The sequence below is a fragment of the Streptomyces sp. NPDC085931 genome (assembly GCF_044540565.1).
Classification (GTDB): Bacteria; Actinomycetota; Actinomycetes; order Streptomycetales; family Streptomycetaceae; genus Streptomyces.
Map to the genome: position 1 here is coordinate 1 of NZ_JBITSK010000027.1, position 25440 is coordinate 25440.

Annotated in this window: 19 protein-coding genes; 4 read left to right on the plus strand and 15 right to left on the minus strand. The window is 72.9% G+C overall.

Annotated elements, in window-relative coordinates; genetic code table 11:
* Positions 1-119: 119 nt before the first annotated feature.
* The 4 genes from infB to rimP all read right to left on the minus strand — a co-directional run bounded on the left by infB (position 120) and on the right by rimP (position 5329).
* Positions 120-3215, minus strand: coding sequence for a translation initiation factor IF-2 (infB, locus tag ACIGAN_RS35060; protein WP_399863550.1), 3096 nt, complete (start codon positions 3213-3215; stop codon positions 120-122).
* A gap of 147 nt (positions 3216-3362) precedes the next feature.
* On the minus strand, positions 3363-3659 hold the full coding sequence (locus ACIGAN_RS35065; RefSeq protein ID WP_365099115.1) for a YlxR family protein: 297 nt from the start codon (positions 3657-3659) through the stop codon (positions 3363-3365).
* Between the two features lie 180 nt (positions 3660-3839).
* Complete coding sequence (gene nusA, locus ACIGAN_RS35070) at positions 3840-4826, minus strand: transcription termination factor NusA (RefSeq protein WP_399863553.1); 987 nt, start codon at positions 4824-4826, stop codon at positions 3840-3842.
* A gap of 2 nt (positions 4827-4828) precedes the next feature.
* Positions 4829-5329: a ribosome maturation factor RimP gene (rimP, locus tag ACIGAN_RS35075; protein ID WP_365099117.1), complete on the minus strand. Its 501-nt coding sequence runs from the start codon at positions 5327-5329 to the stop codon at positions 4829-4831.
* A gap of 217 nt (positions 5330-5546) precedes the next feature.
* On the opposite strand from rimP, the gene ACIGAN_RS35080 reads away from it, so the two are divergent.
* The 3 genes from ACIGAN_RS35080 to ACIGAN_RS35090 are packed head-to-tail and all read left to right on the plus strand — an operon-like array spanning position 5547 to position 7501.
* Positions 5547-6092, plus strand: a complete 546-nt coding sequence (locus ACIGAN_RS35080) for a hypothetical protein (RefSeq protein ID WP_399863555.1) — start codon at positions 5547-5549, stop codon at positions 6090-6092.
* Positions 6089-6553, plus strand: a complete 465-nt coding sequence (locus tag ACIGAN_RS35085; protein ID WP_365099119.1) for a ferritin-like domain-containing protein — start codon at positions 6089-6091, stop codon at positions 6551-6553. Before ACIGAN_RS35080 ends, ACIGAN_RS35085 begins: the two co-directional genes overlap by 4 nt.
* Before the next feature lie 48 nt (positions 6554-6601).
* Positions 6602-7501, plus strand: a complete 900-nt coding sequence (locus tag ACIGAN_RS35090) for an aminoglycoside phosphotransferase family protein (protein ID WP_399863558.1) — start codon at positions 6602-6604, stop codon at positions 7499-7501.
* Positions 7502-7546: 45 nt separating this feature from the next.
* Here ACIGAN_RS35090 and ACIGAN_RS35095 read toward each other — a convergent pair whose 3' ends face one another.
* From ACIGAN_RS35095 to ACIGAN_RS35125, 7 genes are all read right to left on the minus strand, one after another.
* Positions 7547-9247, minus strand: a complete 1701-nt coding sequence (locus tag ACIGAN_RS35095) for a proline--tRNA ligase (RefSeq protein WP_365739205.1) — start codon at positions 9245-9247, stop codon at positions 7547-7549.
* Between the two features lie 72 nt (positions 9248-9319).
* On the minus strand, positions 9320-9850 hold the full coding sequence (locus tag ACIGAN_RS35100) for a GNAT family N-acetyltransferase (protein WP_399863561.1): 531 nt from the start codon (positions 9848-9850) through the stop codon (positions 9320-9322).
* Between the two features lie 43 nt (positions 9851-9893).
* Positions 9894-10742: a GNAT family N-acetyltransferase gene (locus ACIGAN_RS35105; protein ID WP_399863563.1), complete on the minus strand. Its 849-nt coding sequence runs from the start codon at positions 10740-10742 to the stop codon at positions 9894-9896.
* Positions 10743-10940: 198 nt separating this feature from the next.
* Positions 10941-12098, minus strand: a complete 1158-nt coding sequence (gene ispG, locus ACIGAN_RS35110) for a flavodoxin-dependent (E)-4-hydroxy-3-methylbut-2-enyl-diphosphate synthase (RefSeq protein ID WP_365099124.1) — start codon at positions 12096-12098, stop codon at positions 10941-10943.
* A 168-nt stretch (positions 12099-12266) separates the two neighbouring features.
* On the minus strand, positions 12267-13559 hold the full coding sequence (locus tag ACIGAN_RS35115) for a M50 family metallopeptidase (protein ID WP_365099138.1): 1293 nt from the start codon (positions 13557-13559) through the stop codon (positions 12267-12269).
* A gap of 8 nt (positions 13560-13567) precedes the next feature.
* Positions 13568-14824, minus strand: a complete 1257-nt coding sequence (dxr, locus tag ACIGAN_RS35120) for a 1-deoxy-D-xylulose-5-phosphate reductoisomerase (protein ID WP_399863566.1) — start codon at positions 14822-14824, stop codon at positions 13568-13570.
* Positions 14825-14920: 96 nt separating this feature from the next.
* Positions 14921-16861 carry an acyl-CoA dehydrogenase family protein gene (locus tag ACIGAN_RS35125; RefSeq protein WP_399863569.1) on the minus strand — a complete coding sequence of 647 codons (1941 nt, stop codon included), beginning with the start codon at positions 16859-16861 and terminating at the stop codon, positions 14921-14923.
* 259 nt (positions 16862-17120) lie between these two features.
* On the opposite strand from ACIGAN_RS35125, the gene ACIGAN_RS35130 reads away from it, so the two are divergent.
* A complete protein-coding gene (locus ACIGAN_RS35130) occupies positions 17121-18134 on the plus strand; it encodes a LacI family DNA-binding transcriptional regulator (RefSeq protein WP_365739212.1) in 1014 nt (337 codons plus the stop codon).
* A 136-nt stretch (positions 18135-18270) separates the two neighbouring features.
* Here the strand turns inward: ACIGAN_RS35130 and ACIGAN_RS35135 are convergent, their stop codons facing one another.
* From ACIGAN_RS35135 to ACIGAN_RS35150, 4 genes are read right to left on the minus strand one after another with little or no spacing between them, the layout of a single operon-like run.
* Positions 18271-18984: a glycoside hydrolase family 12 protein gene (locus ACIGAN_RS35135; RefSeq protein WP_365739214.1), complete on the minus strand. Its 714-nt coding sequence runs from the start codon at positions 18982-18984 to the stop codon at positions 18271-18273.
* Between the two features lie 37 nt (positions 18985-19021).
* Complete coding sequence (locus ACIGAN_RS35140; RefSeq protein ID WP_399863572.1) at positions 19022-21217, minus strand: glycosyl hydrolase family 95 catalytic domain-containing protein; 2196 nt, start codon at positions 21215-21217, stop codon at positions 19022-19024.
* Positions 21214-23181, minus strand: coding sequence for a beta-galactosidase (locus tag ACIGAN_RS35145; protein ID WP_399863574.1), 1968 nt, complete (start codon positions 23179-23181; stop codon positions 21214-21216). The genes ACIGAN_RS35140 and ACIGAN_RS35145 overlap by 4 nt, the downstream gene beginning before the upstream one ends.
* Positions 23181-25367 carry a 1,4-beta-glucanase gene (locus ACIGAN_RS35150; protein WP_399863576.1) on the minus strand — a complete coding sequence of 729 codons (2187 nt, stop codon included), beginning with the start codon at positions 25365-25367 and terminating at the stop codon, positions 23181-23183. Before ACIGAN_RS35150 ends, ACIGAN_RS35145 begins: the two co-directional genes overlap by 1 nt.
* Between the last annotated feature and the right edge of the window lie 73 nt (positions 25368-25440).

Consider the following 25440-nt stretch of genomic DNA (forward strand, 5'->3'; position numbering starts at 1 on the left):
CGGGGGCCCGGGCGGGGCCCGCGCGCGCGCGCCCCCCCCCGCGCCCCCCCCCCCCCCCCCCCCCCCCCCCCCCCCCCCCCCCCCCCCCCCCCCCCCCCCCGGCCGGGGAGCCGTGGGTGTCACACCCGCGGCTTCTCGCGCATCTCGTACGTCGCGATGACGTCGTCGACCTTGATGTCGTTGAAGTTGCCGAGGTTGATACCGCCCTCGAACCCTTCGCGGATCTCGGTGACGTCGTCCTTGAAGCGACGCAGGCCCTCGATGTTGAGGTTCTCCGCGACCACCTTGCCGTCGCGGATGAGGCGGGCCTTGGTGTTGCGCCTGACCTCGCCGGAGCGGATGAGAACACCCGCGATGTTGCCCAGCTTGGACGACTTGAAGACCTCGCGGATCTCCGCCGTGCCGAGCTCGACCTCTTCGTACTCCGGCTTGAGCATGCCCTTGAGGGCCGCCTCGATCTCCTCGATCGCCTGGTAGATGACCGAGTAGTACCGGACGTCCACGCCTTCGCGCTCGGCCATCTGCTGCGCACGCCCGGCGGCGCGCACGTTGAAGCCGATGACGATGGCGTCGGAGCCCATGGCCAGGTCGATGTCGGACTCCGTGACCGCACCGACGCCGCGGTGCAGGACGCGGATGTCGACCTCTTCGCCGACGTCCAGCTGCAGCAGGGAGGACTCCAGAGCCTCGACCGATCCGGACGCGTCGCCCTTGATGATCAGGTTCAGCTGCTGGACCTCGCCGGCCTTCAGCACCTTGTCCAGGTCCTCCAGCGACACGCGGCGCGTGCGCTTGGCGAACGCGGCGTTCCGCTCGCGGGCGGCGCGCTTCTCCGCGATCTGGCGGGCGGTACGGTCCTCGTCGACGACGAGGAAGTTGTCGCCCGCGCCCGGGACGTTGGTCAGGCCCAGGACCTGGACCGGCGTCGACGGGCCCGCCTCGGTGACGAGGTTGCCGTTGTCGTCGTGCATCGCCCGGACCCGGCCGTACGCGTCGCCGACCACCATGGTGTCGCCGACCCGCAGCGTGCCGCGCTGGACGAGGACCGTCGACACGGCACCGCGGCCGCGGTCGAGACGGGACTCGATCGCGATGCCCTGCGCGTCCTGGTGCGGGTTGGCCCGCAGGTCGAGCGAGGCGTCGGCCGTGAGGATCACGGCCTCCAGCAGGGAGTCGATGTGCAGACCCTGCTTGGCGGAGATGTCGACGAACATGGTGTCGCCGCCGTACTCCTCGGCCACCAGCCCGTACTCGGTGAGCTGGCCGCGCACCTTGGTCGGGTCGGCGCCCTCGACGTCGATCTTGTTGACCGCGACGACGATCGGCACCTCGGCCGCCTTGGCGTGGTTGAGCGCCTCGACCGTCTGCGGCATGACGCCGTCGTTGGCCGCGACGACCAGGATCGCGATGTCGGTCGACCGGGCACCACGGGCACGCATGGCGGTGAACGCCTCGTGACCCGGGGTGTCGATGAAGGTGATCTTGCGCTCTTCGTCGTTGACCTCGGTCGCGACCTGGTAGGCACCGATGTGCTGGGTGATGCCGCCGGCCTCGCCCGCGATGACGTTCGTCTTGCGGATGGCGTCGAGGAGCCGGGTCTTACCGTGGTCGACGTGACCCATGACGGTGACGACCGGCGGGCGGACCACCAGGTCCTCCTCGTCGCCCTCGTCCTCGCCGAACTCGATGTCGAAGGACTCGAGCAGCTCGCGGTCCTCCTCCTCCGGGCTGACGATCTGAACCGTGTAGTTCATCTCGTCGGCGAGGAGCTGGAGCGTCTCGTCGGAGACGGACTGCGTGGCCGTGACCATCTCGCCGAGGTTCATCATGACCGCGACGAGCGACGCCGGGTTGGCGTTGATCTTCTCCGCGAAGTCGGTGAGGGACGCACCGCGCGACAGGCGAACGGTCTCGCCGTTGCCGCGAGGCAGCATCACGCCGCCGACCGACGGGGCCTGCATGGCCTCGTACTCCTGGCGCCTCTGCCGCTTCGACTTGCGGCCACGGCGCGCGGGACCACCGGGACGGCCGAAGGCGCCCTGCGTGCCACCGCGGCCACCCGGACCACCGGGACGACCACCGAAGCCGGGACGGCCACCGCCGCCACCGGGACCACCGGGACGACCGGCGAAACCGCCACCGCCGCCACCGGGACCGCCCGGACGGCCGGCGAAGCCGCCGCCACCACCGGGACGGCCGGCGAAGCCGCCGCCACCGGGACGACCGCCGCCGCCACCCGGACGACCGCCGCCACCGGGACCGCGGCCGCCGGGGCCACCGCCACCGGGACGCGGGCCGGCAGCCGGACGCTGCGGCATCATGCCGGGGTTCGGACGCGGGCCACCGGGGCCGCCGCCGGGACGCGGACCGCCGCCCTGCGGACGGGGCATGCCGCCCGGCGTGGGACGCGCGCCGCCCGGAGCCTGCGGACGGGGACCGCCCGCCGCGCCCTGGGGACGGGGACCGCCCTGGCCCTGGCCCTGCGGGCGCGGGGCACCGCCGGGGGCACCGGGGCCGCCCGGACGCGGGGCGCCGCCCGGACGGGGCGCCTGCGGGCGCGCCATGCCGGTGGAGCCACCAGAGGTGAACGGGTTGTTGCCCGGACGGGGACCCGCCGGACGGGCGCCGGGACGCGGGGCGCCGCCACCCGGACGCGGAGCGCCGGGACGGTCGCCGCGGTCACCACGGCCCTGGCCGCCCTGGCCGGGACCGCCCGGACGGGGAGCACCCGGACGCGGCGCCTGGCCGGCCGGACGCGGGGCGCCCGGACGCGGACCGGAGCCCTGGGAGGGCTCGGCGGGAGCCGCCGGCGGCGCCGTGAACTCGGGCGTGGTCGGAGCCGGGGACGCCGGGGCGGGCCGCGGCGCGGGCTTCGGGCCCGGGGTGGGACGGGGGCCGGGAGTGGCCGGCGCGGCGGGAGCCGCGGGCTTCTCGGCGGCGGCCGGCTTGGGGGCCGGCGGGCGCGGGGCGGCCGGACGGGCGGCCTGCGCCGGGGAGGGGGCTGCCGGCTTCGCCGGGGCAGCCTTGCGTGCGGGGGCGGACTTGCCGCCTCCGTTGCCCTGCTGGAGGGCGTCCGTCAGCTTGCGTACAACGGGCGCTTCGATGGTCGAAGACGCCGAACGGACGAATTCACCGAGTTCCTGGAGCTTGGCCATGACGACCTTGCTCTCGACACCGAACTCCTTGGCGAGTTCGTAGACCCGGACCTTAGCCACTTCGCTCCTTTGAGGTCCGGGTTGCGTCCGGACCGTCGCTAGTTCATGGGCGTACTCATCGCGTACTCATCGAGTGCTCATCGCAATCTCGACCTGCTTTCGACTCGCGAGGTACCTAGACCACACGGGGTTCCGTGCGGCACGTTCTTACGGTGTTGCCTGCTCGGCAACTGTTGTCTGCTCGACGTATCGGCGCAACGCCTTTGTGTCGAGCGCTCCGGGGACGCGCAGTGCCCTCGGAAACGCCCGGCGGCGTACCGCCTGGTCCAGACAGACCTGGGCGGGGTGTACGTACGCACCCCGGCCGGGCAGCGTACCGCGTGGATCAGGGACGCACGCGTCCTCGATCGCCACGATCCGCAGCAGTTCAGCCTTGGCCGCTCGCTCCCGGCACCCCACGCAGGTGCGCTCGGGGCATGCTCGGTCGCGTGTCCGGCCAGACACAGTTAAGTCTACCTCCCCGTACGCGCCTCACCCCTGCGGGGCAGCATTCGAACGAATGCAGCGCGTGAACCTGTCGTGATGTGAACGGCTCACGGCTTGGATCCATTCCCCGGACGGGGCGTGGATCCAGCGTCGATCTTCGGCCGAACCGGCCGGCCTGCTCCGCTGCCCGCTCGCGGCCTACTCCGCGGCCGGCTCCGTGTCCGGGCGGATGTCGATCCGCCAGCCGGTCAGCCGGGCCGCCAGGCGGGCGTTCTGCCCCTCCTTGCCGATGGCCAGGGACAGCTGGTAGTCCGGCACGGTCACCCGGGCGGACCGGGTCGCCATGTCGACGATCTCGACCTTGGAGACACGGGCCGGGGAGAGCGCGTTGCCGACCATCTCGGCCGGGTCGTCCGACCAGTCGACGATGTCGATCTTCTCACCGTTCAGCTCGCCCATCACGTTGCGCACCCGGCCGCCCATGGGGCCGATGCAGGCGCCCTTGGCGTTGAGACCGGACCGGGTGGACCGTACGGCGATCTTGGTGCGGTGACCGGCCTCACGGGCGATCGCGGCGATCTCCACGGATCCGTCGGCGATCTCCGGCACCTCCAGGGCGAACAGCTTCTTCACCAGATTGGGGTGCGTGCGCGACAGCGTCACGGACGGCCCGCGGACGCCCTTGGCCACCCGGACGACGTACGACCGCAGCCGCATGCCGTGCGGGTAGGTCTCGCCGGGCACCTGCTCCTGCACGGGCAGGATGGCCTCCAGCTTGCCGATGTCCACCAGCACGTTCTTCGGGTCGCGGCCCTGCTGGACCACACCGGTGACGATGTCGCCCTCACGGCCGGCGTACTCGCCGAGCGTCGCGTCGTCCTCGGCGTCGCGCAGGCGCTGCAGGATGACCTGCTTGGCCGTGGTGGCGGCGATCCGGCCGAATCCGGACGGGGTGTCGTCGAACTCGCGGGGCTCCTGGCCGTCCTCGAGGTCGTCGGGGTCCTCCTTCGCCCACACGGTCACATGGCCGGTCTCCCGGTTCAGCTCCACGCGCGCGTGGCGGCGGCTTCCCTCGGTGCGGTGGTAGGCGATGAGGAGGGCCGACTCGATCGCCTCGACCAGCAGGTCGAAGGAGATCTCCTTCTCCCGCACCAAGCCCCGCAGGGCACTCATGTCGATGTCCACGGCTACGCCTCCTCTTCCTTCTTGTTGTCCTTGCGGCTGAACTCGACCTGGACGCGTGCCCGGACGATGTCGTCGAAGGCGAGTCTGCGCGCGGTGGCCTTGCGGCCCTTGACCCCGGGCACCTCGGTGTCGACGCCGTCGTCGTCGACCTTCAGGATCCTGGCGACCAGCTCGCCGCCCTCGGCCAGCTGGAACTTCACCAGCCGGTCCGTGGCCCGGACGTAGTGCCGGTGTTCCGTGAGGAGGCGCTCCGCGCCCGGGGTGCCGACCTCGAGGGTGTACTCCCCCTCGCCCATCGCGTCCGTCTCGTCGAGCTTCGCCGAGAGCGCGCGGCTCACATCGGCGATCTGGTCCAGGTCCGCACCGGTGTCCGAGTCGACGACGACGCGCAGCACACGCTTGCGGCCGACGGAGTCCACTTCGATCTCTTCGAGATCCAGGCCCTGGGAGGCGACGAGCGGTTCCAGCAGTTCCCGCAGCCTCTCGCTCTGGGTGGTGCTCATCCGGGTGACTCCTCGGCCGCGTGTGCTGTTGTGGGATGGGTCGCGTGTCTGGTCAAAGGGTATCCGGTCGCAGGGAGTGTTGCCGTCCACCCGGTCACGAACGGTGCCGCTGAGCGGTCCCGGGCGAGGGCCCGGGTACCGTGATCACGGGCGGGCAGCCCTTGCGGTCCCCTCCCTCTCGCATGTTTCCCACCACGAGCCCCCGAGGACGTCTGACGTGCCGTTCCCCTCATCGCCGCGCGCCCGGTCGGGGCCGCGCAGAAGGAGTCTGCTCGCGGTCGGGCCCGCGGCCCTCGCCCTGGCGGGCTGCACCGCCGGCCCGGAGGGGTCCGCGGACGCGGGCGACGGTCCCTCGGCGGTCGAGCGCCGGGCACGCGCGCGTGCGGCCCGGGACAGCGAGGAGCTCCTGGGGCGGTACGACGCGGTGATCGCGGCCCGGCCGGCGCTGGCGGGCCGTCTGGGACCGCTGCGGGAGGACGTCGTACGGCACGTGCGGGCGTTCGGAGGTGGCCGAAAAGCATCGCCCTCGGCGTCCGGTCCGGGGTCCGGCCCGTCCTCCCCCTCCGCTTCCCCCTCGGCGCCGGCCGCCGTGCCGGGCGACGACAAGGAGGCCCTGGCCGGGCTCGCCGCCGCGGAGCGCGAGCTGGCCGACCGGCGGTCCGAGGAGCTGCTCGGGGCGCCCGGCGAGCTGGCGCGGCTGCTGGCGTCGGTGGCGGCGGCCGGGGCGGCGCACGTGTACCTGCTGACGGAGGGCGACGCGTGAGCGAGGCGAAGGACCGGGAACTGCGGGCCCTGCAGGCGGCCCTGGCGGCCGAGCACGCGGCGGTCTACGGCTACGGAGTCGTCGGCGGCAGGATCGGCGACGGCAAGCGCGCCGAGGCGCGCACGGCGTACGACGCGCACCGGGCGCGCCGGGACGCGCTGGTGCGCGAGGTGAAGGACCTGGGCGGCCGGCCGGTGGCGGCGGCCGCCGGGTACGCGCTGCCCTTCGCGGTGCCGGACGCGGCGGCCGCCGCGCGGCTCGCCGCCGAGCTGGAGGACCGGGTGGCCGGGGTCTACTCCGACCTGGTGCGGGCCGCGGGCGGCGAGCGGCGGGCCCTGGCCGCCGAGGCGCTGCGGGAGGCGGCGGTGCGGGCGGTGCGCTGGCGCGGGGAGAGCGTAGCCTTCCCTGGGCTCGCCGAGCGGGCGGGCACGGCCCCGCCCTCGGCGGCGCCGACGGCGTGACCCGCGCGGGGCACGCACCGCCACGAGCACGAAGGGAACGACTCGCGCATGGTTTTCGAACCGCCGCAGCGCCTGGTCAGGGCGCTCGGTGAGACGGCCCCGGACGGTGACGACTGGCTGGAGAAGCTGCCCGAGGCGGCACAGCGGGCCGTCGCGCTGCGCGAGTTGACCGTGGAGCGGGTGCAGGTGCCCGGCGGGCGCAGCAGTCTGGTCGTGCTGGTGCGCAGGGCCGACGGGTCCCCGGCCGTGCTCAAGCTGGTGCCGCAGCGGTCGCGGCCGGAGGCGGAGCGGGCCGCGCTGGCGCACTGGGCCGGGCGGGGTGCCGTGCAGCTGCTGGAGCCCTCGTCCGCGGACGGGGTGCTGCTGCTGGAGCGGCTGCACCCGGACGTGTCGGTGCGGTCCCTGCCGGAGGCGAAGGCGCTGCTGGAGGCGGCGGGGACGCTGCGGCGGCTGTGGGTGGAGCCGCCCGCCGGTTTCCCCTTCGAGACGGTGGCCGAGCGGACCGGGCGTCAGGCCGAGGCGATGCGGGCGCGGGCCGGGGCCGATCCCGAGGTGGCCCCGCTGGTGGACCTGGCGCTCGCGGCGCGCGCGGAACTGCTGGCCGATCCGCCCGAACACCGGCTGCTGCACGGCACGTTCCGGCAGAGCAAGGTGCTTGCCGGGGAGCGGATGCCGTGGCTGGCCGTGGGGCCGGACCCGGTGGTCGGCGAGTGCGCGTTCGACCTGGCCCGGCTGATCCGTGACCGGGTGGAGGACCTGATCGCCCAGCCGTCCGGCGCGGCGACGACCCGGCGCCGGATCAAGCGGCTGGCCGAGTCGCTGGACGTGGACCAGGAGCGGCTGCGCGGCTGGACCCTGTTCCGGGCCGTGGAGTCGGGTGTGCGGGCGGGGCGGGTGGGGCGGCCCCGGGACGCCGAGCTGCTGCTGGAGTTCGCGGGCTGGCTGTGAGCGCCCCGGCCGTGCGGAGCGCTCACCCGTGCCCGCGCCGGGCCCTTATGCCGTGAGGCGGGCGACGGCCTCCTCGACCGTCAGTTCCTCGCGTTCGCCGGTGCGGCGGTCCTTCAGCTCCACCACGCCCTCGGCGGCGCGGCGGCCCGCCACCAGGATCTGCGGGACGCCGATCAGCTCGGAGTCCGTGAACTTCACGCCCGGGGAGACGCCGGCGCGGTCGTCGACCAGGACGCGGACACCGGCCGCGGCCAGCTTCTGGGAGATGTCGAGGGCCAGTTCGGTCTGCAGGGCCTTGCCGGCGGCGACCACGTGGACGTCGGCCGGGGCGACCTCCTTGGGCCAGCACAGGCCCTTGTCGTCGGCGCTCTGCTCGGCGAGGGCGGCGACCGCGCGGGAGACGCCGATGCCGTAGGAGCCCATGGTGACGCGGACCGGCTTGCCGTTCTGGCCGAGGACGTCGAGCTTGAGGGCGTCGGCGTACTTGCGGCCCAGCTGGAAGATGTGACCGATCTCGATGGCGCGGTCCAGGACCAGGCCCGTGCCGCACTTCGGGCAGGGGTCGCCCTCCTGCACGACGACGACGTCGACGTACTGGTCGACCTCGAAGTCGCGGCCCGCGACGACGTTCCTGGTGTGCGTGCCCGGCTTGTTCGCGCCGGTGATCCAGGAGGTGCCCGGGGCGACGCGCGGGTCGGCGATGTAGGTGACCTTGTCCAGTCCCTGCGGTCCGACGTAGCCGCGGACCAGGTCGGGGCGGGCCGCGAAGTCCGACTCGGTGACCAGCTCGACGGTGGCCGGGGCGAAGTGCGCCTCGACCTTGTCCAGGTCGACCTCGCGGTCGCCGGGGACGCCGACGGCGACGATCTCGCCGTCGACCTTCACGAGGAGGTTCTTCAGCGTGGCCGAGGCCGGGACGCCGAGGGAGGCGGCGAGGGTCTCGATGGTCGGGGTGTCCGGGGTGGGGATGTCCTCGGCGGCCGGGACGTCCGTGGCGTCGACGGGCTTCAGCTCGTACGTGATCGCCTCGGTGTTGGCGGCGAAGTCGCAGTTGGGGCAGTCGGCGAAGGTGTCCTCGCCGGCCTCGGCCGGGGCGAGGAACTCCTCGGACTTGGAGCCGCCCATCGCGCCGGCGGTGGCGGCGCAGATGCGGTAGTCCAGGCCCAGCCGCTCGAAGACGCGCTGGTACGCCTCGCGGTGCAGGGCGTAGGACCGGGCGAGGCCCTCGTCCTCGGTGTCGAAGGAGTAGGAGTCCTTCATCAGGAACTCGCGGCCGCGCAGGATGCCCGCGCGGGGCCGGGCCTCGTCACGGAACTTGTTCTGGATCTGGTAGAGGATCACGGGCAGGTCCTTGTAGGAGGACGCCTGGTCCTTCACCAGCAGCGTGAAGATCTCCTCGTGGGTGGGGCCGAGGAGGTAGTCGCCGCCCTTGCGGTCCTGCAGCCGGAACAGCTCCGCGCCGTACTCGTTCCAGCGGCCGGTCGCCTCGTAGGGCTCGCGCGGCAGCAGGGCGGGCAGGGAGACCTCCTGGGCGCCGATGGCGTCCATCTCCTCGCGCACGATGCGCTCCACGTTGGCGAGGACCTTCTTGCCCAGGGGGAGCCAGCTCCAGATGCCGGCGGCGGTGCGGCGGACGTAGCCGGCGCGGACGAGGAGCTTGTGGCTGAGGACCTCGGCGTCGGCCGGGTCGTCGCGCAACGTCTTCGCCAACAACTGGGACATGCGCTGGACCGGTGCGTTCGCCATGGTTCGTCTGCTCCTGCTGCGTGTAGGTGATGGCAGGAGGTTAGCCGGGCGGCAGGGGGCGGCGGAAATCGGTTAGCGGCGCAGCAGCGGCAGCGGGGCGCCCATCACGGCGTACGGCTTCGGCGCGCTCGGGAAGAGCACCTGGCGGGCCAGGTCCCGGTAGCCGAGGGAGCGGTAGAGGGCGCGGGCGGGGCTGTCGGTGTCGATGGCGGAGAGGATCGAGCGGGGTTCGGCGGCGCCGTCGGTGATCTCGGTGATCAGGGAGCGGCCGATGCCGCGGTTCTGGTGGCCGGGGTGCACGTGCAGCTCGGTGATCACGAAGGAGTCGTCGAGCCAGTGCTCGTGGTGCTGGGCGCGCAGGTAGGGCTCCACGACGGTGGACCACCAGTGGGTGCGGTCGTTGGGCATGCCGTAGACGAAGCCGATGAGGCGTCCGCCCACGGTCGCGCCGAGGGCGCGGGCGCCGGGGTAGGTCATGTGGCGCAGGACGATCTGGCGGCGGACGGCGACTTCGTCCGGGCCGAGGCCGAAGGCGACGGCTTGGACGGCCAGGGCCTCGTCTACGTGGGCGGAGAGGTCGAGGGGGCCGATCACCAGGTCCATGGCGGGGAGCCTACAGGGGCGTTCCGGTCGTCGTCCGGGCGCTTCAGAACAGAACGCTCATGAAGGCGCCGACCTCCTGGAAGCCCACGCGCTGGTACGTCCTCCTGGCCGCCGTGTTGAAGTCGTTGACGTAGAGGCTGACGACGGGGGCCACGTCGGCCAGGGCGTAGCGCAGGACGGCCGCCATGCCGGGGGCCGCCAGGCCGGTCCCCCGGTACTCCGGGGCCACCCACACGCCCTGGATCTGGCAGGCGCGGTCCGTCGCGGCGCCGATCTCGGCCTTGAAGGCGACCTTGCCGTGAGCGTCGAAGCGGGCGAAGGCGCGGCCGGAGCCGACGAGTTCGGCGACCCGGGCCTGGTAGAGCAGGCCGCCGTCGCCGGCCAGCGGCGAGACGCCGACCTCCTCGGTGAACATCGCCACGCACGCCGGCAGGATCGTCTCCAGCTCGTCCTTGCGCACGCGGCGGACGTAGGGGTCCGGGGTGACGTCGTCCGGCAGCCGGTCGGTGACCATGAGCGGCTGGTGGCGGCGGACCTCGCGGGCCGGGCCCCAGTGGGGCTCCAGGAGCCGCCACAGGTCGGAGGTGGGGCCGGACGGGCCGACGATGGAGGAGCAGCGGCGGCCGGAGCGGCGGGCGCGCTCGGCGAAGGCGCGGACGGCACGCGGTCCGGCGCAGATCGGGACGAGGTTGGCGCCCGCGTAGCACAGGGAGGTGAGGATGCCGTCCTCGTACCAGCCCCACATCTCGCCGCCGAGCCGCCACGGGTCGAGTCCGGCGATCTGCACCCGGGACGTCACGAAGGCGTTCGTGACCGGCTCGCGGTCGAGGACGGCGAGCGCGGCGTCCAGGTCGCTCGGTTCGAGGACCCGTGAGGTGGTCTGCGTCAACACGTGCGGGGCCTCACACACTGGGGTCGGCTGGTCTCCGCACTATAGCCGCGGTGCCGGGGCGGGGCGCTGTGGAGCCCGGGAGGGACGGTCCGCCGGCGGGCTGCGGTTGCGGGGTGGCCCCGGAAGCCCGGCGGGGCCGCACGGCGGTCACAGCCCCGCCCGGCGGGAGTCCGCGCCCCGCCGGCGGCGGGAAAGGGCTCAGCCCGCGACCGCGACCGACGGTTCGCCGGAGGCCACGCCGTCCTTCTCCATCTGCTCGGCCAGCTTCATGGCCTCCTCGATGAGGGTCTCCACGATCTTGGACTCGGGGACGGTCTTGATGACCTCGCCCTTGACGAAGATCTGGCCCTTGCCGTTGCCGGAGGCGACGCCGAGGTCGGCCTCGCGGGCCTCGCCGGGGCCGTTGACGACGCAGCCCATGACGGCGACGCGCAGCGGGACGTCCATGCCGGTCAGGCCGGCGGTGACCTCTTCGGCCAGCTTGTAGACGTCGACCTGGGCGCGGCCGCAGGAGGGGCAGGAGACGATCTCCAGGCCGCGCTGGCGCAGGTTCAGCGACTCCAGGATCTGGATGCCGACCTTGACCTCCTCGGCGGGGGGCGCGCTCAGGGAGACCCGGATCGTGTCGCCGATGCCCTGGGAGAGCAGGGCGCCGAAGGCGACCGCCGACTTGATGGTGCCCTGGAAGGCGGGGCCGGCCTCCGTGACGCCGAGGTGGAGCGGGTAGTCGCACTGCTCGGCGAGCTGCTTGTACGCCTCGATCATGATGACCGGGTCGTTGTGCTTGACGGAGATCTTGATGTCGCGGAAGTCGTGCTCCTCGAAGAGGGACGCCTCCCACAGGGCCGACTCGACGAGCGCCTCGGGGGTGGCCTTGCCGTACTTCTGCAGCAGGCGGCGGTCGAGGGAGCCGGCGTTGACGCCGATGCGGATCGGGGTGCCGTGGTCGCGGGCGGCCTTGGCGATCTCCTTGACCTTGTCGTCGAACTGCTTGATGTTGCCGGGGTTGACGCGGACGGCCGCGCAGCCGGCCTCGATCGCGGCGAAGACGTACTTCGGCTGGAAGTGGATGTCGGCGATGACCGGGATCTGCGACTTGCGGGCGATGGTCGACAGGGCGTCGGCGTCGTCCTGGGTCGGGCAGGCGACGCGGACGATCTGGCAGCCGGAGGCGGTCAGTTCGGCGATCTGCTGGAGCGTCGCGCCGATGTCGGACGTGCGCGTGGTGGTCATCGACTGGACCGAGACGGGGGCGTCTCCGCCGACCGCCACGGACCCGACCTGGATCTGGCGGCTCTTCCGGCGCTCGGCGAGCTTGGTCGGAACGGACGGCATGCCGAGAGAAATCGCAGTCATCTGCTGTGCAACCCCAAGTCGTGGATCAAGGTCCGGTCCCGTGAGCAGCGGGCTCCGAGCTTCGAGATTACGGCACAGGCGCGGGCGCGGGCACATCCCACCCGCGGTGCCACCCGATGGAAGGCGGCCCGGCGGAAAGCCTGCCGGGCCGCCGCGAACTCCGTATGGCTAGGAGATTCTCACCGGGTTCACCACGTCGGCGATCAGGACCAGGATCGTGAAGCAGATGAAGATGCCCGCGACCACGTAGGCGACCGGCATGAGCTTCGCCACGTCGAAGGGGCCCGGGTCGGGCCGGCGCAGCAGCTTGGCCGTGTTGCGGCGCAGCGACTCCCACAGGGCGCCCGCGATGTGGCCGCCGTCGAGCGGCAGCAGCGGGAGCATGTTGAACAGGAACAGGGAGAGGTTGAAGCCGGCGACCAGCATCAGGGCCATGGCCAGCTGCTGGGTGGGCGGGATGTCGAGGGTGAAGATCTCCCCGCCGACGCGGGCCGCGCCGACCACGCCCATGGGTGAGTCGGCCTCGCGTTCGGCGCCGTCGAAGGCCGCGTTCCACAGGGCGGGGATCTTGCCCGGCAGGGCGGCCAGGGAGTCGACGGCCTCGCCGATCCGGTCGCCCATCCAGGTCACGGAGTCGCCGAAGTCCTGTTTGACCACGCCGGTGGCGGCGCTGAAGCCGAGGAAGCCGGCCTGGACGTACTGGCCCTCGACGATCTGGCCGCCGGAGTCCTTCTTGGCGACCTGGTTCGTGGCGATCTTCGCGTGCAGGGTGACCTCCTGGCCGCCCCGCTCGACGACGATCGGCACCTCCTTGCCGGGGTTGGCGCGGATCAGGTCGGACAGCTCGTTCCAGTCGTCGGTGCGGGTGCCGTCGAAGGAGACGATCTTGTCGCCCGCCTTGAGGCCCGCCGCCGCGGCCGGGGAGGCCGGGTCGCCCTTCTCGCACTTGTCGCGGTTCTCGCTCTGGGCGATGACGCACTGGGAGACCGAGCTGACCGAGGTGGTCTGCTGCGTGATGCCGAAGCCCATCAGGACGGTGAGGAAGAGCGCCACCGCGAGGATCAGGTTCATGAAGGGGCCGGCGAACATCACGATCACGCGCTTCCAGGGGGCGCGCGTGTAGAACATCCGCTTCTCGTCGCCCGGCCGCAGCTCCTCGTAGGCGGCGGAGCGGGCGTCCTCGATCATGCCGCGCCACGGGGAGGTGGAGCGGGACTCCAGGCGGCCGTCCGGGCCGGGCGGGAACATCCCGATCATGCGGATGTAGCCGCCGAACGGGATGGCCTTGATGCCGTACTCGGTCTCGCCCCTCTTGCGCGAGAAGATCGTCGGGCCGAAGCCGACCATGTACTGCGGCACGCGGATGCCGAAGAGCTTGGCGGTGGACAGGTGCCCCAGCTCGTGCCACGCGATCGAGAACAGCAGGCCGACCGCGAAGAGGACTATGCCGAGGATGAACATCAGGGTCGTCATGCACGGGCCTCCGCCGTCTGTGCCGCCAGTTCCCGGGCCCGCGTGCGCGCCCAGGTCTCCGCTTCGAGGACGTCCGACACGGTGAGCGAGGTTCCCGTACGCGGGGTGCCGTGCTCCTCGACGACCCGGGTGACGGTGTCCATGATCCCGTTGAACGGCAGCGCGCCCCGGCGGAACGCCTCCACGCACTCCTCGTTGGCCGCATTGAACACCGCCGGGGCGGTGCCCGCGAGTTCGCCGACGTGCCGGGCGAGGTTCACCGAGGGGAAGGCCTCGTTGTCGAGCGGGAAGAACTCCCAGGTCGAGGCCTTGCTCCAGTCGAAGGCGGGGGCGGCGTCGGGGACGCGCTCGGGCCAGCCGAGGCCGATGGCGATGGGCCCGCGCATGTCGGGCGGGGTCGCCTGGGCCAGTGTCGATCCATCCGTGAACTCAACCATCGAGTGGACATACGACTGGGGATGCACGACGACCTCAATGCGGTCGAAGGGAATGTCGTAGAGCAGGTGCGCCTCGATGACCTCCAGGCCCTTGTTGACGAGGGTCGCGGAGTTGATCGTGATGACCGGGCCCATGGCCCAGGTGGGGTGGGCCAGGGCGTCCTCGACGGTGACGGCGGCCAGCTCGGCCTTCGTGCGGCCGCGGAAGGGGCCGCCGGAGGCGGTGACGACGAGTCTGCGGACGTCGGCGCGGGTGCCGGCGGCCAGGGCCTGGAAGAGGGCGGCGTGCTCGGAGTCGACCGGGATGATCTGGCCGGGCTTGGCCAGGGCCTTGACCAGGGGGCCGCCGACGATGAGCGACTCCTTGTTGGCGAGCGCGAGGGTGCGGCCGGCCTCCAGGGCGGCGAGGGTCGGGGCGAGTCCGATGGAGCCGGTGATGCCGTTGAGGACGGTGTGGCAGTCGGAGGCGGCGAGCTGTGTGGCCGCGTCCGGGCCGGTGAGGATCTCGGGGAGCGGCTCGCCGGTGCCGTACTGCGCGGTGAGCGCCTCGCGCAGGGCCGGTACGACGTCCTCCCGGGCCACGGCGACGGTGCGCACGCGGAGCCGGTGCGCCTGCTCGGCGAGGAGGGCGACCCGGCCGCCGTTGGCCGAGAGGCCGGTGACCCGGAAGCGGTCGGGGTTGCGCAGCACGAGGTCGATGGCCTGGGTGCCGATGGACCCGGTGGAGCCGAGGATCACCACGTCCTTCGGGCCGTCGCCCGCTACCGGGTCGTAGACGAGGTGCGGGTCGGCGAGGGGGGCTGGACTGTCGCTCATCCCTCCATTGTTGCCGCAAGGCCCGTCCGTGAGGACAGGGCATCCCCATCCTGAGGGCGCGCGCCGCACCGGTTCGCGCCCCCAGGGGGGTTCCGGCTACCGGACGGGCCGGTGGACGTTCTCCTTCCGCGACGGGCCCGGGGTCGCGTCGGCGATCCAGGGGCCGTCGCCGGACGGGTCGACGATGCCCTGCTCCAGCCATGCGTAGGTGCCGGACAGCACGCCTTGGACGACCTTGCGGTCGAGGTCGTCGGTGTTGGTCCACAGGCGGGTGAAGAGCTCCTCGATCCGGATGCGGGCCTGGCGGCAGAAGACGTCGGCGAGCTGGTAGGCCTCGCGGCGGTTCTCGCCGCGGACGCGCAGGTGCTCGGCCCGGACGCAGGCCGCGCTCATGGCGAACAGCTCGGCGCCGATGTCGACGATCCGGCCGAGGAAGCCCTGCTTGGACTCCATGCGGCCCTGCCAGCGGGACATGGCGTAGAAGGTGGAGCGGGCCAGTTTGCGGGAGGTGCGCTCGACGTAGCGCAGGTGCCCGGAGAGGTCGACCTCGTGCTTGAACTCGGCGTAGGAGGTGGGGAGCCGGCCCGGGCCCACGACCAGCTTCGGGAGCCACTTGGCGTAGAAGGCGCCCGCGTTCGCGCCGGCCTTCGCCTTGTCGCCGAGGGACTTCTCCGGGTCGATGAGGTCGCCGGCGACGGAGAGGTGGGCGTCGACGGCCTCGCGTGCGATCAGCAGGTGCATGATCTCGGTCGAGCCCTCGAAGATGCGGTTGATGCGCAGGTCGCGCAGCAGTTGCTCGGCCGGGACGCCGCGTTCGCCGCGGGCCCTGAGCGACTCGGCCGTCTCGAAGCCCCGGCCGCCGCGGATCTGGACGAGTTCGTCGGCCATCGTCCAGGCCATCTCGGAGGCGTACAGCTTGGCCAGGGCGCCTTCGATGCGGATGTCGTTGCGGTTCTCGTCGGCCATCTGCGAGGCGAGGTCCGTCACGGCCTCCAGGGCGAAGGTGGTGGCCGCGATGAAGGAGATCTTGGAGCCGACCGCCTCGTGGTGCGCGACGGGCTTGCCCCACTGCTCACGGGCCGCCGACCACTCCCGGGCGATCTTCAGGCACCACTTGCCGGCCGCGACGCAGGAGGCGGGCAGGGACAGCCGCCCGGTGTTGAGGGTGGTCAGGGCGATCTTCAGGCCCTGGCCCTCCTCGCCGACGCGGTTGGCGGCGGGGACGCGCACCTGGTGGAAGCGGGTGACGCCGTTCTCGATGCCGCGCAGGCCCATGAAGGCGTTGCGGTTCTCGACGGTGACGCCCGGCGAGTTCGTCTCCACCACGAAGGCGGTGATGCCGCCGCGGTGGCCCTCGCTCCTCGGCACCCGGGCCATGACGACCAGCAGGTCGGCGACCACGCCGTTGGTGGTCCACAGCTTCACGCCGTCCAGCACGTAGTCGTCGCCGTCGGGCACCGCCGTGGTGGCCAGGCGGGCCGGGTCGGAGCCGACGTCGGGCTCGGTGAGCAGGAAGGCGCTGATGTCGGTGCGGGCGCAGCGCGGCAGGAAGCGCTCGCGCTGTTCCTCGGTGCCGAACAGCTTCAGGGGCTGGGGCACGCCGATCGACTGGTGGGCGGAGAGCAGCACGCCGATCGCCGGGCTGGCGGAGCCGGCCAGGGCGAGGGCCTTGTTGTAGTACACCTGGGTGAGGCCGAGACCGCCGTACCGGGTGCCGATCTTCATGCCGAAGGCGCCCAGCTCCTTCAGCCCGTCGATCACCTCGTCGGGGATGCGGGCCTCGCGCTCGATGAGGGCCGGGTCGACCTTCGTCTCGACGAAGTCGCGGAGCTTGGCGAGGAACTCCTCGCCGCGCTGGGTCGCCTCGTCCTCGGGGACGGGGTGGGGGTGGATGAGGTCGAGCCGGAAGCGGCCGAGGAACAGCTCCTTGGCGAAGCTGGGCTTGCGCCAGTGCTGTTCCCGGGCGGCCTCCGCCACCTCGCGGGCCTCCCGCTCGGTGACGGCGGGACGGGAAGAGGGGGTGGTGGAAGCGGACATGAGGGGCACCTCGCCGCATCTAGGATGGGTGATGACTGTACGTTACCGACCGGTCCTACTGGATCGTTGGTACCCGATACCGGATGCTGCCACCAGTCCTCGCGCGGCCGTTCGGCCGAAGGGGGCGGACCTGCCAGTCGAAGCGCTTCGACACGCTATGGACACCCACCCGCGCTGGGGCTAGTGTCGAGCCACCCTCACCCGTTCCTATAGGCACAGCGCGCTGTCGAAGCGCTTCACAAAAAAGTTGGAGAGCCGGATGGTCACCCTCGCCGAGGTCGCCCAGCACGCCGGAGTCTCGGCGAGCACGGTGAGCTACGTCCTCAGCGGCAAGCGGTCGATCTCCTCGACCACCCGGCAGCGGGTCGAGCGGAGCATCCGCGAACTGGGATACCACCCGAACGCCGGAGCCCGCGCCCTGGCGAGCAGCAAGTCCAACATCATCGCGCTGATGGTCCCGCTGCGCACCGACATGTACGTGCCCGTGATGATGGAGATCGCCATCGCGGTGGCCACCACCGCGCGCACGCACGGCTACGACGTGCTGCTGCTCACCGGCGAGGAGGGGCCCGACGCGGTGCGCCGGGTCGCGGGCAGCGGGCTCGCCGACGGGATGATCCTGATGGACGTCGAACTCGACGACGAGCGGCTGCCGTTGCTGCGCGCGACGGACCAGCCGTCCGTGCTCATCGGGCTGCCCGCCGAGACCGCCGGGCTGACCTGTGTGGATCTGGACTTCCGGGCGACGGGCGCGCTGTGCGTGGAGCACCTGGCCAAGCAGGGGCACCACGACATCGCTGTCATCGGTGAGGCGCCCGCGGTCTACGAGCGGCACACGGGCTTCGCCGAGCGCACCCTCGACGGGCTGCGCTCACGCGCGCGCGAGCTGGGCGTGCGGCTGCTGCACCGGCCCTGCGAGGGCGGCTACGACGCCGTGGCGGTCACCCTGGCCCGGATCCTCGACGAGCGCCCGGGCACCTCGGGGCTGATCGTGCAGAACGAGTCGGCCGTCGAACCGCTGCTGGCCCTGCTGCGGCAGCAGGGCCGGGCCGTGCCGGAGGACGTGTCGGTGGTCGCGATCTGCCCCGACCAGGTGGCGACACAGGCCTCGGTGCGGCTCACGTCGGTCGCCCTGCCCGCGCCGGAGATGGGCCGGCACGCCGTGGAACAGCTGGTCGCCAAGCTGGAGGGACGCGGCAGCGACGAGGTCGTGCTGCTCGCGCCCGAGCTGACGGTCCGGGCGAGCACCGGACCGGCGCCGAGCCGCCCGTAGGCCCCCGCCGGCTGCCCCGCTGGGCCGGATCGCGCTGTTCCCGCGGCGACGGGGCCCCGTCGCCGATCGCGGAGCGGGCGGGCCGAAGGGCCGGCCTCCCGCCCGGGCAGGCCGGCCCACCGTGCCGGTCAGCCGGTCAGCCGCCGCTGACCGTCAGGTTGTTGGTGGTGAAGTTCAGACCGCCGGCCGACGAGGTGATCTCGTAGCCGAACTGCACGTCGCCGATGGTCTCGTTGCCCATCCACTTCTTGGTGTCCTTGATCCACTTCAGGATCGGCAGGATGTCGACGCTGCCGGAGCTGGAGTCGGACGTCCGCAGGAACGAGAAGACCTCGTTGGCGCCGTTGTTGCCCTTGTAGACGTTCCAGGTGTGGCCGCCGAGGGTGACGCTGCCCTGGGAGGTGCCGAGCGGTCCGACGGCGCCGTTGTGGTTGACCCAGAGCATGATCTCGTAGTCGTAGTCGGTGTCCCAGATGTCGTACGACGTGTTGTACGCGCCGGACGACGGGACGGTGACGTTGTAGGTGCTGCTGAGCGAGGACAGGGAGGTGATCGTCTTGTTGATCACCTTCTTGGCGTTGGGGTAGGACTTGATGCCGCCGGTGTTGGGGTGGTCGGCCCAGACGCCCCAGTTGGTGCCGGAGTTGGCCCAGACGCACTGGCTGCCCGCGCCGGATCCCCAGATGTTGTTGTAGAGCGTGTAGCCGTTCAGGCTCGTGTTGCCCCACTGGTCGCAGGAGTTCCAGACGGCGGCGGAGGCGGGCGCGGAGGCGAGGCCGACGGTGGCGCCGAGCGCGAGGGCCGGGGCCAGCAGAGCCTTGGTGAACCTGCTCAGGGTGCGTGTTGCCATGGTGTCCCTTCCATGGGTGGGGGGAATTGCGGGGGGATCACCGCGCTCTCACGGTGAGGACGCGGTCTTCTCCGGCGACGAGGTCGAGGGGCTCGCCGCCGGTGGAAGTCCTGAGGTCGACGCGGGCGTCGCGGCCCGGCCGGAGCACGGCGGTGGCCGTGCCGTCCCCGCTCCAGGTGAGGTCCACCTCGGCGCCGAACCGGGTGCGCACGCCGCGCAGCGCGCCGGCGGGGAGGCCGGCCGGGAGCGCGGGGAGCAGCACCAGCCGGTCGGGGGTGGACTGCACGAGCATCTCGATCAGCACGGCGGGCAGGGTGTGCGCGGCGTCGGCGTTGTAGACGTCGCGGCCGGGGTAGTGGGCGCTCATCAGCGAGGCGTGGAAGAAGTCGCCGTCCAGGACCCGGCCGAGGGCGTGGGCGACGCGGTCGCCGTCCCGGAGCCGGGCGGCGACGAGGGCGTGGTGCAGATGGCCGTGGGCGGAGTCGTTCTCGGCGCCGCGCAGTTCCAGGGCGCGGTGGGCGGCGGCCGCGAGCCCGGGGGTGTCGTAGGGGGTGATCTCGTCGAGCGGCCAGACGCCGTACAGGTGGCTGAGGTGGCGGTGGTCGTAGGAGTCCCGCAGGCTCGGCCAGGCCCATTCGGCCAGGGCGCCGTCGGCGTTGACGCGGTGGGGCGGGAGCCGGTCGGCCAGGGCGTTCCAGCGGTCCGCTTCCGGGGTGCCCGGGTGGTAGGCGGCCGCCGTGCGCAGGGCGTGGCGGGCCGCGAAGAGGTCCATGGCGGCGTTGATCGTGCCCCAGCCGGCGTTGGCGGGGCGGTTCTCGGGTGAGTAGGAGGGGACGACGACGAGGTGGCCGTCGTCGTCGGTGCGGGTGAGGAAGTCCTCGTAGAAGAGGGCGACGTCGGCGAGGGCGGCGGCGGTGCGCGGGTCGCGGGCGCCCCGGGTGTCGTCGTGGTCGACGAGCGGCTTGAGCAGCCAGTCGGCTCCGGCCGTCCACAGGTGCAGCGGGTACTCGCGGCTGAAGTGGCAGGAGTGGCCGGACTCGCCGTCGGTGTGGGCGGGGGCCACGGCGCCCCGGGTGCCGAAGACGGCCCGGGCGTTGTCGCGCCAGTCGGGCAGCAGGCGCCGGATCAGGCGCGCGTGGGCCTCGGTGACCTCGGGCAGGGCGGCGGCCGCGGCCGAGGCGGTCTGGAGGTTGAGGTTGGCGTCGTTGGTGAAGGCGCCCGACCAGGCGGTGTTCCAGTCGCCGGTCCACAGTCCGGTCAGGCGGGGCGGGAAGAGGCCGCTCGCGCTGAGCAGGTGGTAGCGGCCGGCGGCGAAGAGGCGCTCCAGCAGGGCGGTGCTGCGGGGCCGCTTGAGCAGTTCGGAGCCGGGCAGGGCGCGTTCGGCGGGGTCGGCGCACAGGTCGAGGGTGACGCGTGCGTAGGCGGTGCGGTGCAGGGCGGCATGGCGGTCGAGGAGTTCGGCGGGGTCGGCGGGCAGGTCACGCAGGGCACGGCCCTCGGCGACCACGTCGAGTTCGCCGGTGTGCCGGAAGACGCGGGTGAGGATCAGCACGGACCGGGCGTTCTCGACCCGCACGCCCGGGGGCACCAGGGTGGTGGTGCCCCCGGTGACGGTGATCCGGGTGACGCCGGTGCAGGCCCGGTCGCTGTCCGGGTAGCGCAGGCGCAGGCTGAGCAGGGCGCCGTCGGGGGTGAGGACGGCGCCGTGGCCGACGCCCAGTCCGGTGGGGGCGCCGGGGAGCCGGTGGTCCAGGTCGAGGTCGAGGGTCAGGGCGGGGCCCGTGACATGGTGGACGATCACGTCGTCGGCGCGGGAGACGAAGACCCGGCCGGTCCAGCCCTCGCAGGCCGCGCTCACCACGCCGGTGGTGAAGTCGACGTCCCGGCGGTAGCCGGGGCGGTCGCCGGGCGGCCGGGCCAGCCGGACCTGGAAGGCGGGGTGGAAGGGCTGCACCCACTGCAGCGGACGGCCGTCCGTGAAGCTCTCGGCGGCACTGGTGTCACCGGCCAGCAGGCGGTCCTGGAGGGCGGCGAGGCCGGCCGCGAGCTGCGGGGGCCGGTCGTCCCGGCCGTTGGGCCGCACCAGCGTGTGATGCGTGACGACGACCCGCTCGATGTTCGGATCGCCGAACACAAGGGCGCCGTGGTGGCCGTTGCCGCTGAGGAAGGCGTCCTCCCAGCGGTCGGCCGGGTGCGGCTCCCAGGTGCCGTGGACGGGGGCGGAGGCGGTCATGGCCGGAGCACCGCCGCTCCGTGGCGCCCGAGGGTGATCCGGTCGGTGACGTCGGTCCCGGTCAGCAGGTCGTGATGGGTGCCGGGCACCTCGACGGTGACCGGCTCGCGGCCGTGGTTGAGCACGAACAGCACCTCGCCCCGGCGCACGGCCTCCACCTGCTCGGGCAGCCCGTCGAGCACCGGCCGCACGCCCGCGCCCGCCGCGACGCGGGCCAGCAGGTCGCGCAGCGCCGCGGGCTCCGGGAGGGTGGAGACGTACCAGGCCCGGCCCTTGCGCAGCACGGCTGGCAGTCCGTCCAGCTCGCCGCCCCGGTAGCGCAGGGTCTCCTCGGCGGTGCCGTCGCCCTCCAGCTCCTCGGACCACAGGGTGCCCCGGAAGCCCTCGCAGGTGACGGTCTCCCCCTCGTCCAGCGGCCACCACTCGTGCAGCGTGCGGATGCCGAACAGCTCCCGCAGCCGGGCGTCCATGCCGCCGGGGCGGACCCGGTCGTCCTCGTCGGCGACGCCGGTGTGGAAACCGCAGACGAGGGTGCCGCCCTGCCGTACGTACGCCAGGAGGTTGCCGATCGCGGTGTCGGGGAGGGCGTACAGCTGGGGCACGACGACCAGCGGGTACGGCGTCAGATCATGCTCGGGGTGGGCGAAGTCGGTGGTGAGGTGCGCCTGCCACAGGGCCCCGTGCCAGGCGCGCAGGACCTCCGGGTACTCCACCCGGCGGGACAGCCGGCCGTCGTGGGCGCCGGCCCACCAGGAGTGCCAGTCGTGCAGGACGGCGATGTCCGCGGTGAGGTGCCGGCCGCTCACCTCGGGGGCGATCCGCGCCAGGTCGGCGCCGAGCTGCTTGACCTCCTGGTACGTCCGGCCCTCCTCCCCCGCGTGGCTGACCATGCCGGAGTGGAACTTCTCGGCGCCCTGCCGGGACTGCCGCCACTGGAAGTAGCAGACGGCGTCGGCGCCCCGGGCCACGGCCTGGAGCGACCACAGCCGGTTCATGCCCCGGGGCTTGGGGTGGTTCACGCCCCGCCAGTTGACCGGCCCGGCCGCCTGTTCCATGAGCATCCAGGGACCGCGCGCCTGGGAGCGGGTCATGTCCTGCACCAGGGCCCCGCTCTGGGCGCCCAGCGGGTCGCGCGGGTCGGGGTAGAGGTCGACGGAGACCACGTCCTCCTCCCCGGCCCAGCGCCACGCGTCCTGCCCGGACCACAGCGGCATGAAGTTGGTGGTGACCGGGATGTGCGGGGTGTGGCGGCGGACGATGTCCCGCTCGGCAGTGAAGCACTCCAGCAGCTGGTCGGAGGTGAACCGCCGGAAGTCCAGGACCTGGCCGGGGTTGCGCAGGTAGTGCGGCAGGCGGGGCGGCAGGATGCCGTCCCAGGTGTCGTAGCCCTGGCTCCAGAAGGCGGTGCCCCAGGCCTCGTTGAGGGCGTCGAGCGTGCGGTACTTCCCGCGCAGCCAGCGCCGGAAGGCGGCCGCGGCCTGGTCGCCGTAGTCGTAGGTGCAGTACTCGTTGTTGATGTGCCACGTGGTCAGGGCCGGGTGGCCGCCGTAACGGGCGGCCAGGTCCTCGGTGATGGCGGCGGCGTAGCGCCGGTAGGTGGCGCTGGAGTGCGAGAAGTGCTGCCGTCCGCCCCACCACTCGGTGCGGCCGTCCTCGGTGACGGGCAGGGTGTCGGGGTGCAGCCTTCCCATCCAGGGCGGGGGCGAGGAGGTCGGGGTGGCGAGGACGACACCGATGCCGTGGTCGTGCATCAGGTCCATCAGCGTGTCCAGCCAGGCGAACTCCCGTGCGCCCGGCTCCGGTTCCAGCGCCGACCAGGAGAAGACGCCGAGGGTGACCGAGTTGACCCCCGCGGCCTTCATCAGCCGCACGTCCTCGTGCCAGGTCTCCTCGGGCCACTGCTCCGGGTTGTAGTCGCCGCCGAAGAGGAGACGGCCCCGGGTCGCGTCGCTCAGGCCGGGCATCAGACGGGGTCCCCGTACTGGATGCCGCGCCCGTTGGTGGCGAGGTAGACCCGGCCGTGGACCCGCGGGTCCCCCGTGACGGCGGCGCCGATCCAGCCCCACTGGTGCCGGTCGTCGTTGATCCGCGTCCAGGTCTTCGCCTCGTCGTCGGAGCGGTACACGGCGGTGATCGTGCCGGTGGAGCCGACCAGGTAGAGCGCCGGGTAGGCGGCGCCCCGGGCGGCCCTGCCGAAGCCCAGGGTGTGCGAGGCGCGGCAGCTGCCGACCCTGGTGCAGGTCGCGCCGCCGTCGGTGGAGCGCCACAGCCCGTTCCCCTTCAGGCTGAGCCACAGGTCGCCGGTCCGGCCCGGGGCGGCCGCCAACTGGAACTCGGCGTCGCCCGTGGCCAGGCCGGTCGCCCCCGCGGTGAAGGTCAGTCCGCCGTCGGTGCTGGCGAACACCGTGCCGGTGGTGGTGTCGAAGGCGTAGAAGCGGGCCGGGTCGACGGGGTCCGCGACCGGGACGGCGCCCTTCGGGAAGGAGGCGACCTCGGTCCAGGTGGTGCCGTTGTCGGCCGAGCGGTGGCCGGGGTGGCCCGCGCCGAAGGACCACAGCAGCACGCTGCCGTCGGCGTTGGTGGCGATCGGCCCCGGGGCGTTCCGGGCGACGGCGGGCTGCGCCGCGAAGGGGGCCCAGGTCTTGCCGCCGTCGTTCGACCAGGCCCCGTTGCCGTGATCGCCCCAGCCCGCCCGGACGACGTACGACGGCTCGGCCGCGGCCAGCGACAGGCCGGTCGACGTGCCGAACACCGGGTTGGACGCCATGCCGCGCGAGGGCGAGGCCGTGAGGCGCTCGTGGTACATCACGCCGATGTCCCCGGACCCGCTGAGCAGGTGCGCCTCGCCGGCCGGGGGCGAGACCAGCTGGCGGACGGAGGCCTCCTCCAGGCCGCGGATCCGCGGCGCCCAGTGCCTGAGGTCGCGGGTGCCGTAGAGGGTGGCGCCCGTGCCGTACACGACGTGCCGCGAGTCGTACGGGTCGAGGGCGAGGGCCTGGATCCACCAGCCGAACTTGGGCTGGTCGCCGCCCCAGTTGAGGAACGGCGTCTCGGAGACGTCGAAGACGGCCGTGTCTTTCAGGGACGTCCAGCTGCGGCCGCCGTCGGTGGAGCGGAAGACGGTGTCGATCTCGGCCCAGCGGTTGTTGGTGGAGACGACGAGCGTGCCGGGCCGGCGGGCATCGACGGCGACCCCGCCGTAGCCGAAGGAGTCGGTGCCGCCGTCGCCGGTGGTCCCGCCGGGCTCGACGGGTGTGACCTCGGTCCATGTCCCGCTGGTGGTGCGGAGCTTGTGCACACTGCCGTCGGACTGGCCGTTGGGTCCGGGGGCGTCGGCGTACGTCACGTACAGCTCGCGGGTGTGCCGGTCGTACGCGGCGCGGATCGGCACCCTGGCGGCGGTGCCCGTGGGCTGCCCGGGGACGGCCTCCCAGGTGGTTCTGCCGGCGGTGCGGTAGAGGTTCGCGGCGGTGCCGTCGGAGTCGCCCCAGCCGGCGTAGACGGTACGGCCCGCCGCGACCAGGAGCGTGATGCCCTGGCCGGTGGGACGCGGCGTGACGGGGAGGTGCACCGCTTGCCACGTGGCGCCGCGGTCTCCCGACCTGAGCAGCCCGTCGTGCCGGGTGCCGAGCCAGAGGGTGTCGCTGTCGCGCGGGTCGACGAGCAGCCGCTCGCCGCAGCCGCGCCCGTCCTCGTTGGCGCCGAGCTGCACGGTGAGGTCGGTGCGCCGCCAGGTGGCTCCGCGGTCCTCGGAGCGCAGCACGGCCCCGTTGCCGGCCCAGGGCTGGGCGTAGGTGCCGAGGGCGAGGTAGAGCCGGTCCGGGTGGGCCGGGTCGACGGCCATGGCCTCCACGCCCAGCAGGTTCCAGTCGTCCCAGCCGATGTGGTCGGTCAGCGGGACCCACCGGCCGGTCCGGTCCTCCCAGCGGTAGGCGCCCCCGATGTCGGTCCGGGCGTAGGCGAGGCCGCGCACGGCGGGGTGGAACAGCACGCCGGTGATGAACCCGGTGCCGCCCTGGACGACGTTGCGCCAGCGGTAGGCCTCGCCGGCGGCGTGCGCGCGCCCGGGCAGGAGAGGAACACCGCTGAGCGCGGTGACGGCCGCGGCCCCGGCCAGGACGGTTCTTCTGCTCGGGCTGGACGCATGCATGGCACACCTCGGCATCGGGGAGGAGGGGGGAGGCGCCCCGGAAGGGGCGCGGGGAACCGCGCGATCGACCACG

What these genes read in the sequence shown, in the direction of transcription:
- rimP (WP_365099117.1), bottom strand. Translation starts at nt 5,329, where the DNA reads ATGAGCACCACCCAGAGCGAGAGGCTGCGGGAACTGCTGGAACCGCTC.
- ACIGAN_RS35090 (WP_399863558.1), top strand. Translation starts at nt 6,602, where the DNA reads ATGGTTTTCGAACCGCCGCAGCGCCTGGTCAGGGCGCTCGGTGAGACG.
- ACIGAN_RS35095 (WP_365739205.1), bottom strand. Translation starts at nt 9,247, where the DNA reads ATGGCGAACGCACCGGTCCAGCGCATGTCCCAGTTGTTGGCGAAGACG.
- ACIGAN_RS35100 (WP_399863561.1), bottom strand. Translation starts at nt 9,850, where the DNA reads ATGGACCTGGTGATCGGCCCCCTCGACCTCTCCGCCCACGTAGACGAG.
- ispG (WP_365099124.1), bottom strand. Translation starts at nt 12,098, where the DNA reads ATGACTGCGATTTCTCTCGGCATGCCGTCCGTTCCGACCAAGCTCGCC.
- ACIGAN_RS35115 (WP_365099138.1), bottom strand. Translation starts at nt 13,559, where the DNA reads ATGTTCATCCTCGGCATAGTCCTCTTCGCGGTCGGCCTGCTGTTCTCG.
- dxr (WP_399863566.1), bottom strand. Translation starts at nt 14,824, where the DNA reads ATGAGCGACAGTCCAGCCCCCCTCGCCGACCCGCACCTCGTCTACGAC.
- ACIGAN_RS35125 (WP_399863569.1), bottom strand. Translation starts at nt 16,861, where the DNA reads ATGTCCGCTTCCACCACCCCCTCTTCCCGTCCCGCCGTCACCGAGCGG.
- ACIGAN_RS35130 (WP_365739212.1), top strand. Translation starts at nt 17,121, where the DNA reads ATGGTCACCCTCGCCGAGGTCGCCCAGCACGCCGGAGTCTCGGCGAGC.
- ACIGAN_RS35135 (WP_365739214.1), bottom strand. Translation starts at nt 18,984, where the DNA reads ATGGCAACACGCACCCTGAGCAGGTTCACCAAGGCTCTGCTGGCCCCG.
- ACIGAN_RS35140 (WP_399863572.1), bottom strand. Translation starts at nt 21,217, where the DNA reads ATGACCGCCTCCGCCCCCGTCCACGGCACCTGGGAGCCGCACCCGGCC.
- ACIGAN_RS35145 (WP_399863574.1), bottom strand. Translation starts at nt 23,181, where the DNA reads ATGCCCGGCCTGAGCGACGCGACCCGGGGCCGTCTCCTCTTCGGCGGC.
- ACIGAN_RS35150 (WP_399863576.1), bottom strand. Translation starts at nt 25,367, where the DNA reads ATGCATGCGTCCAGCCCGAGCAGAAGAACCGTCCTGGCCGGGGCCGCG.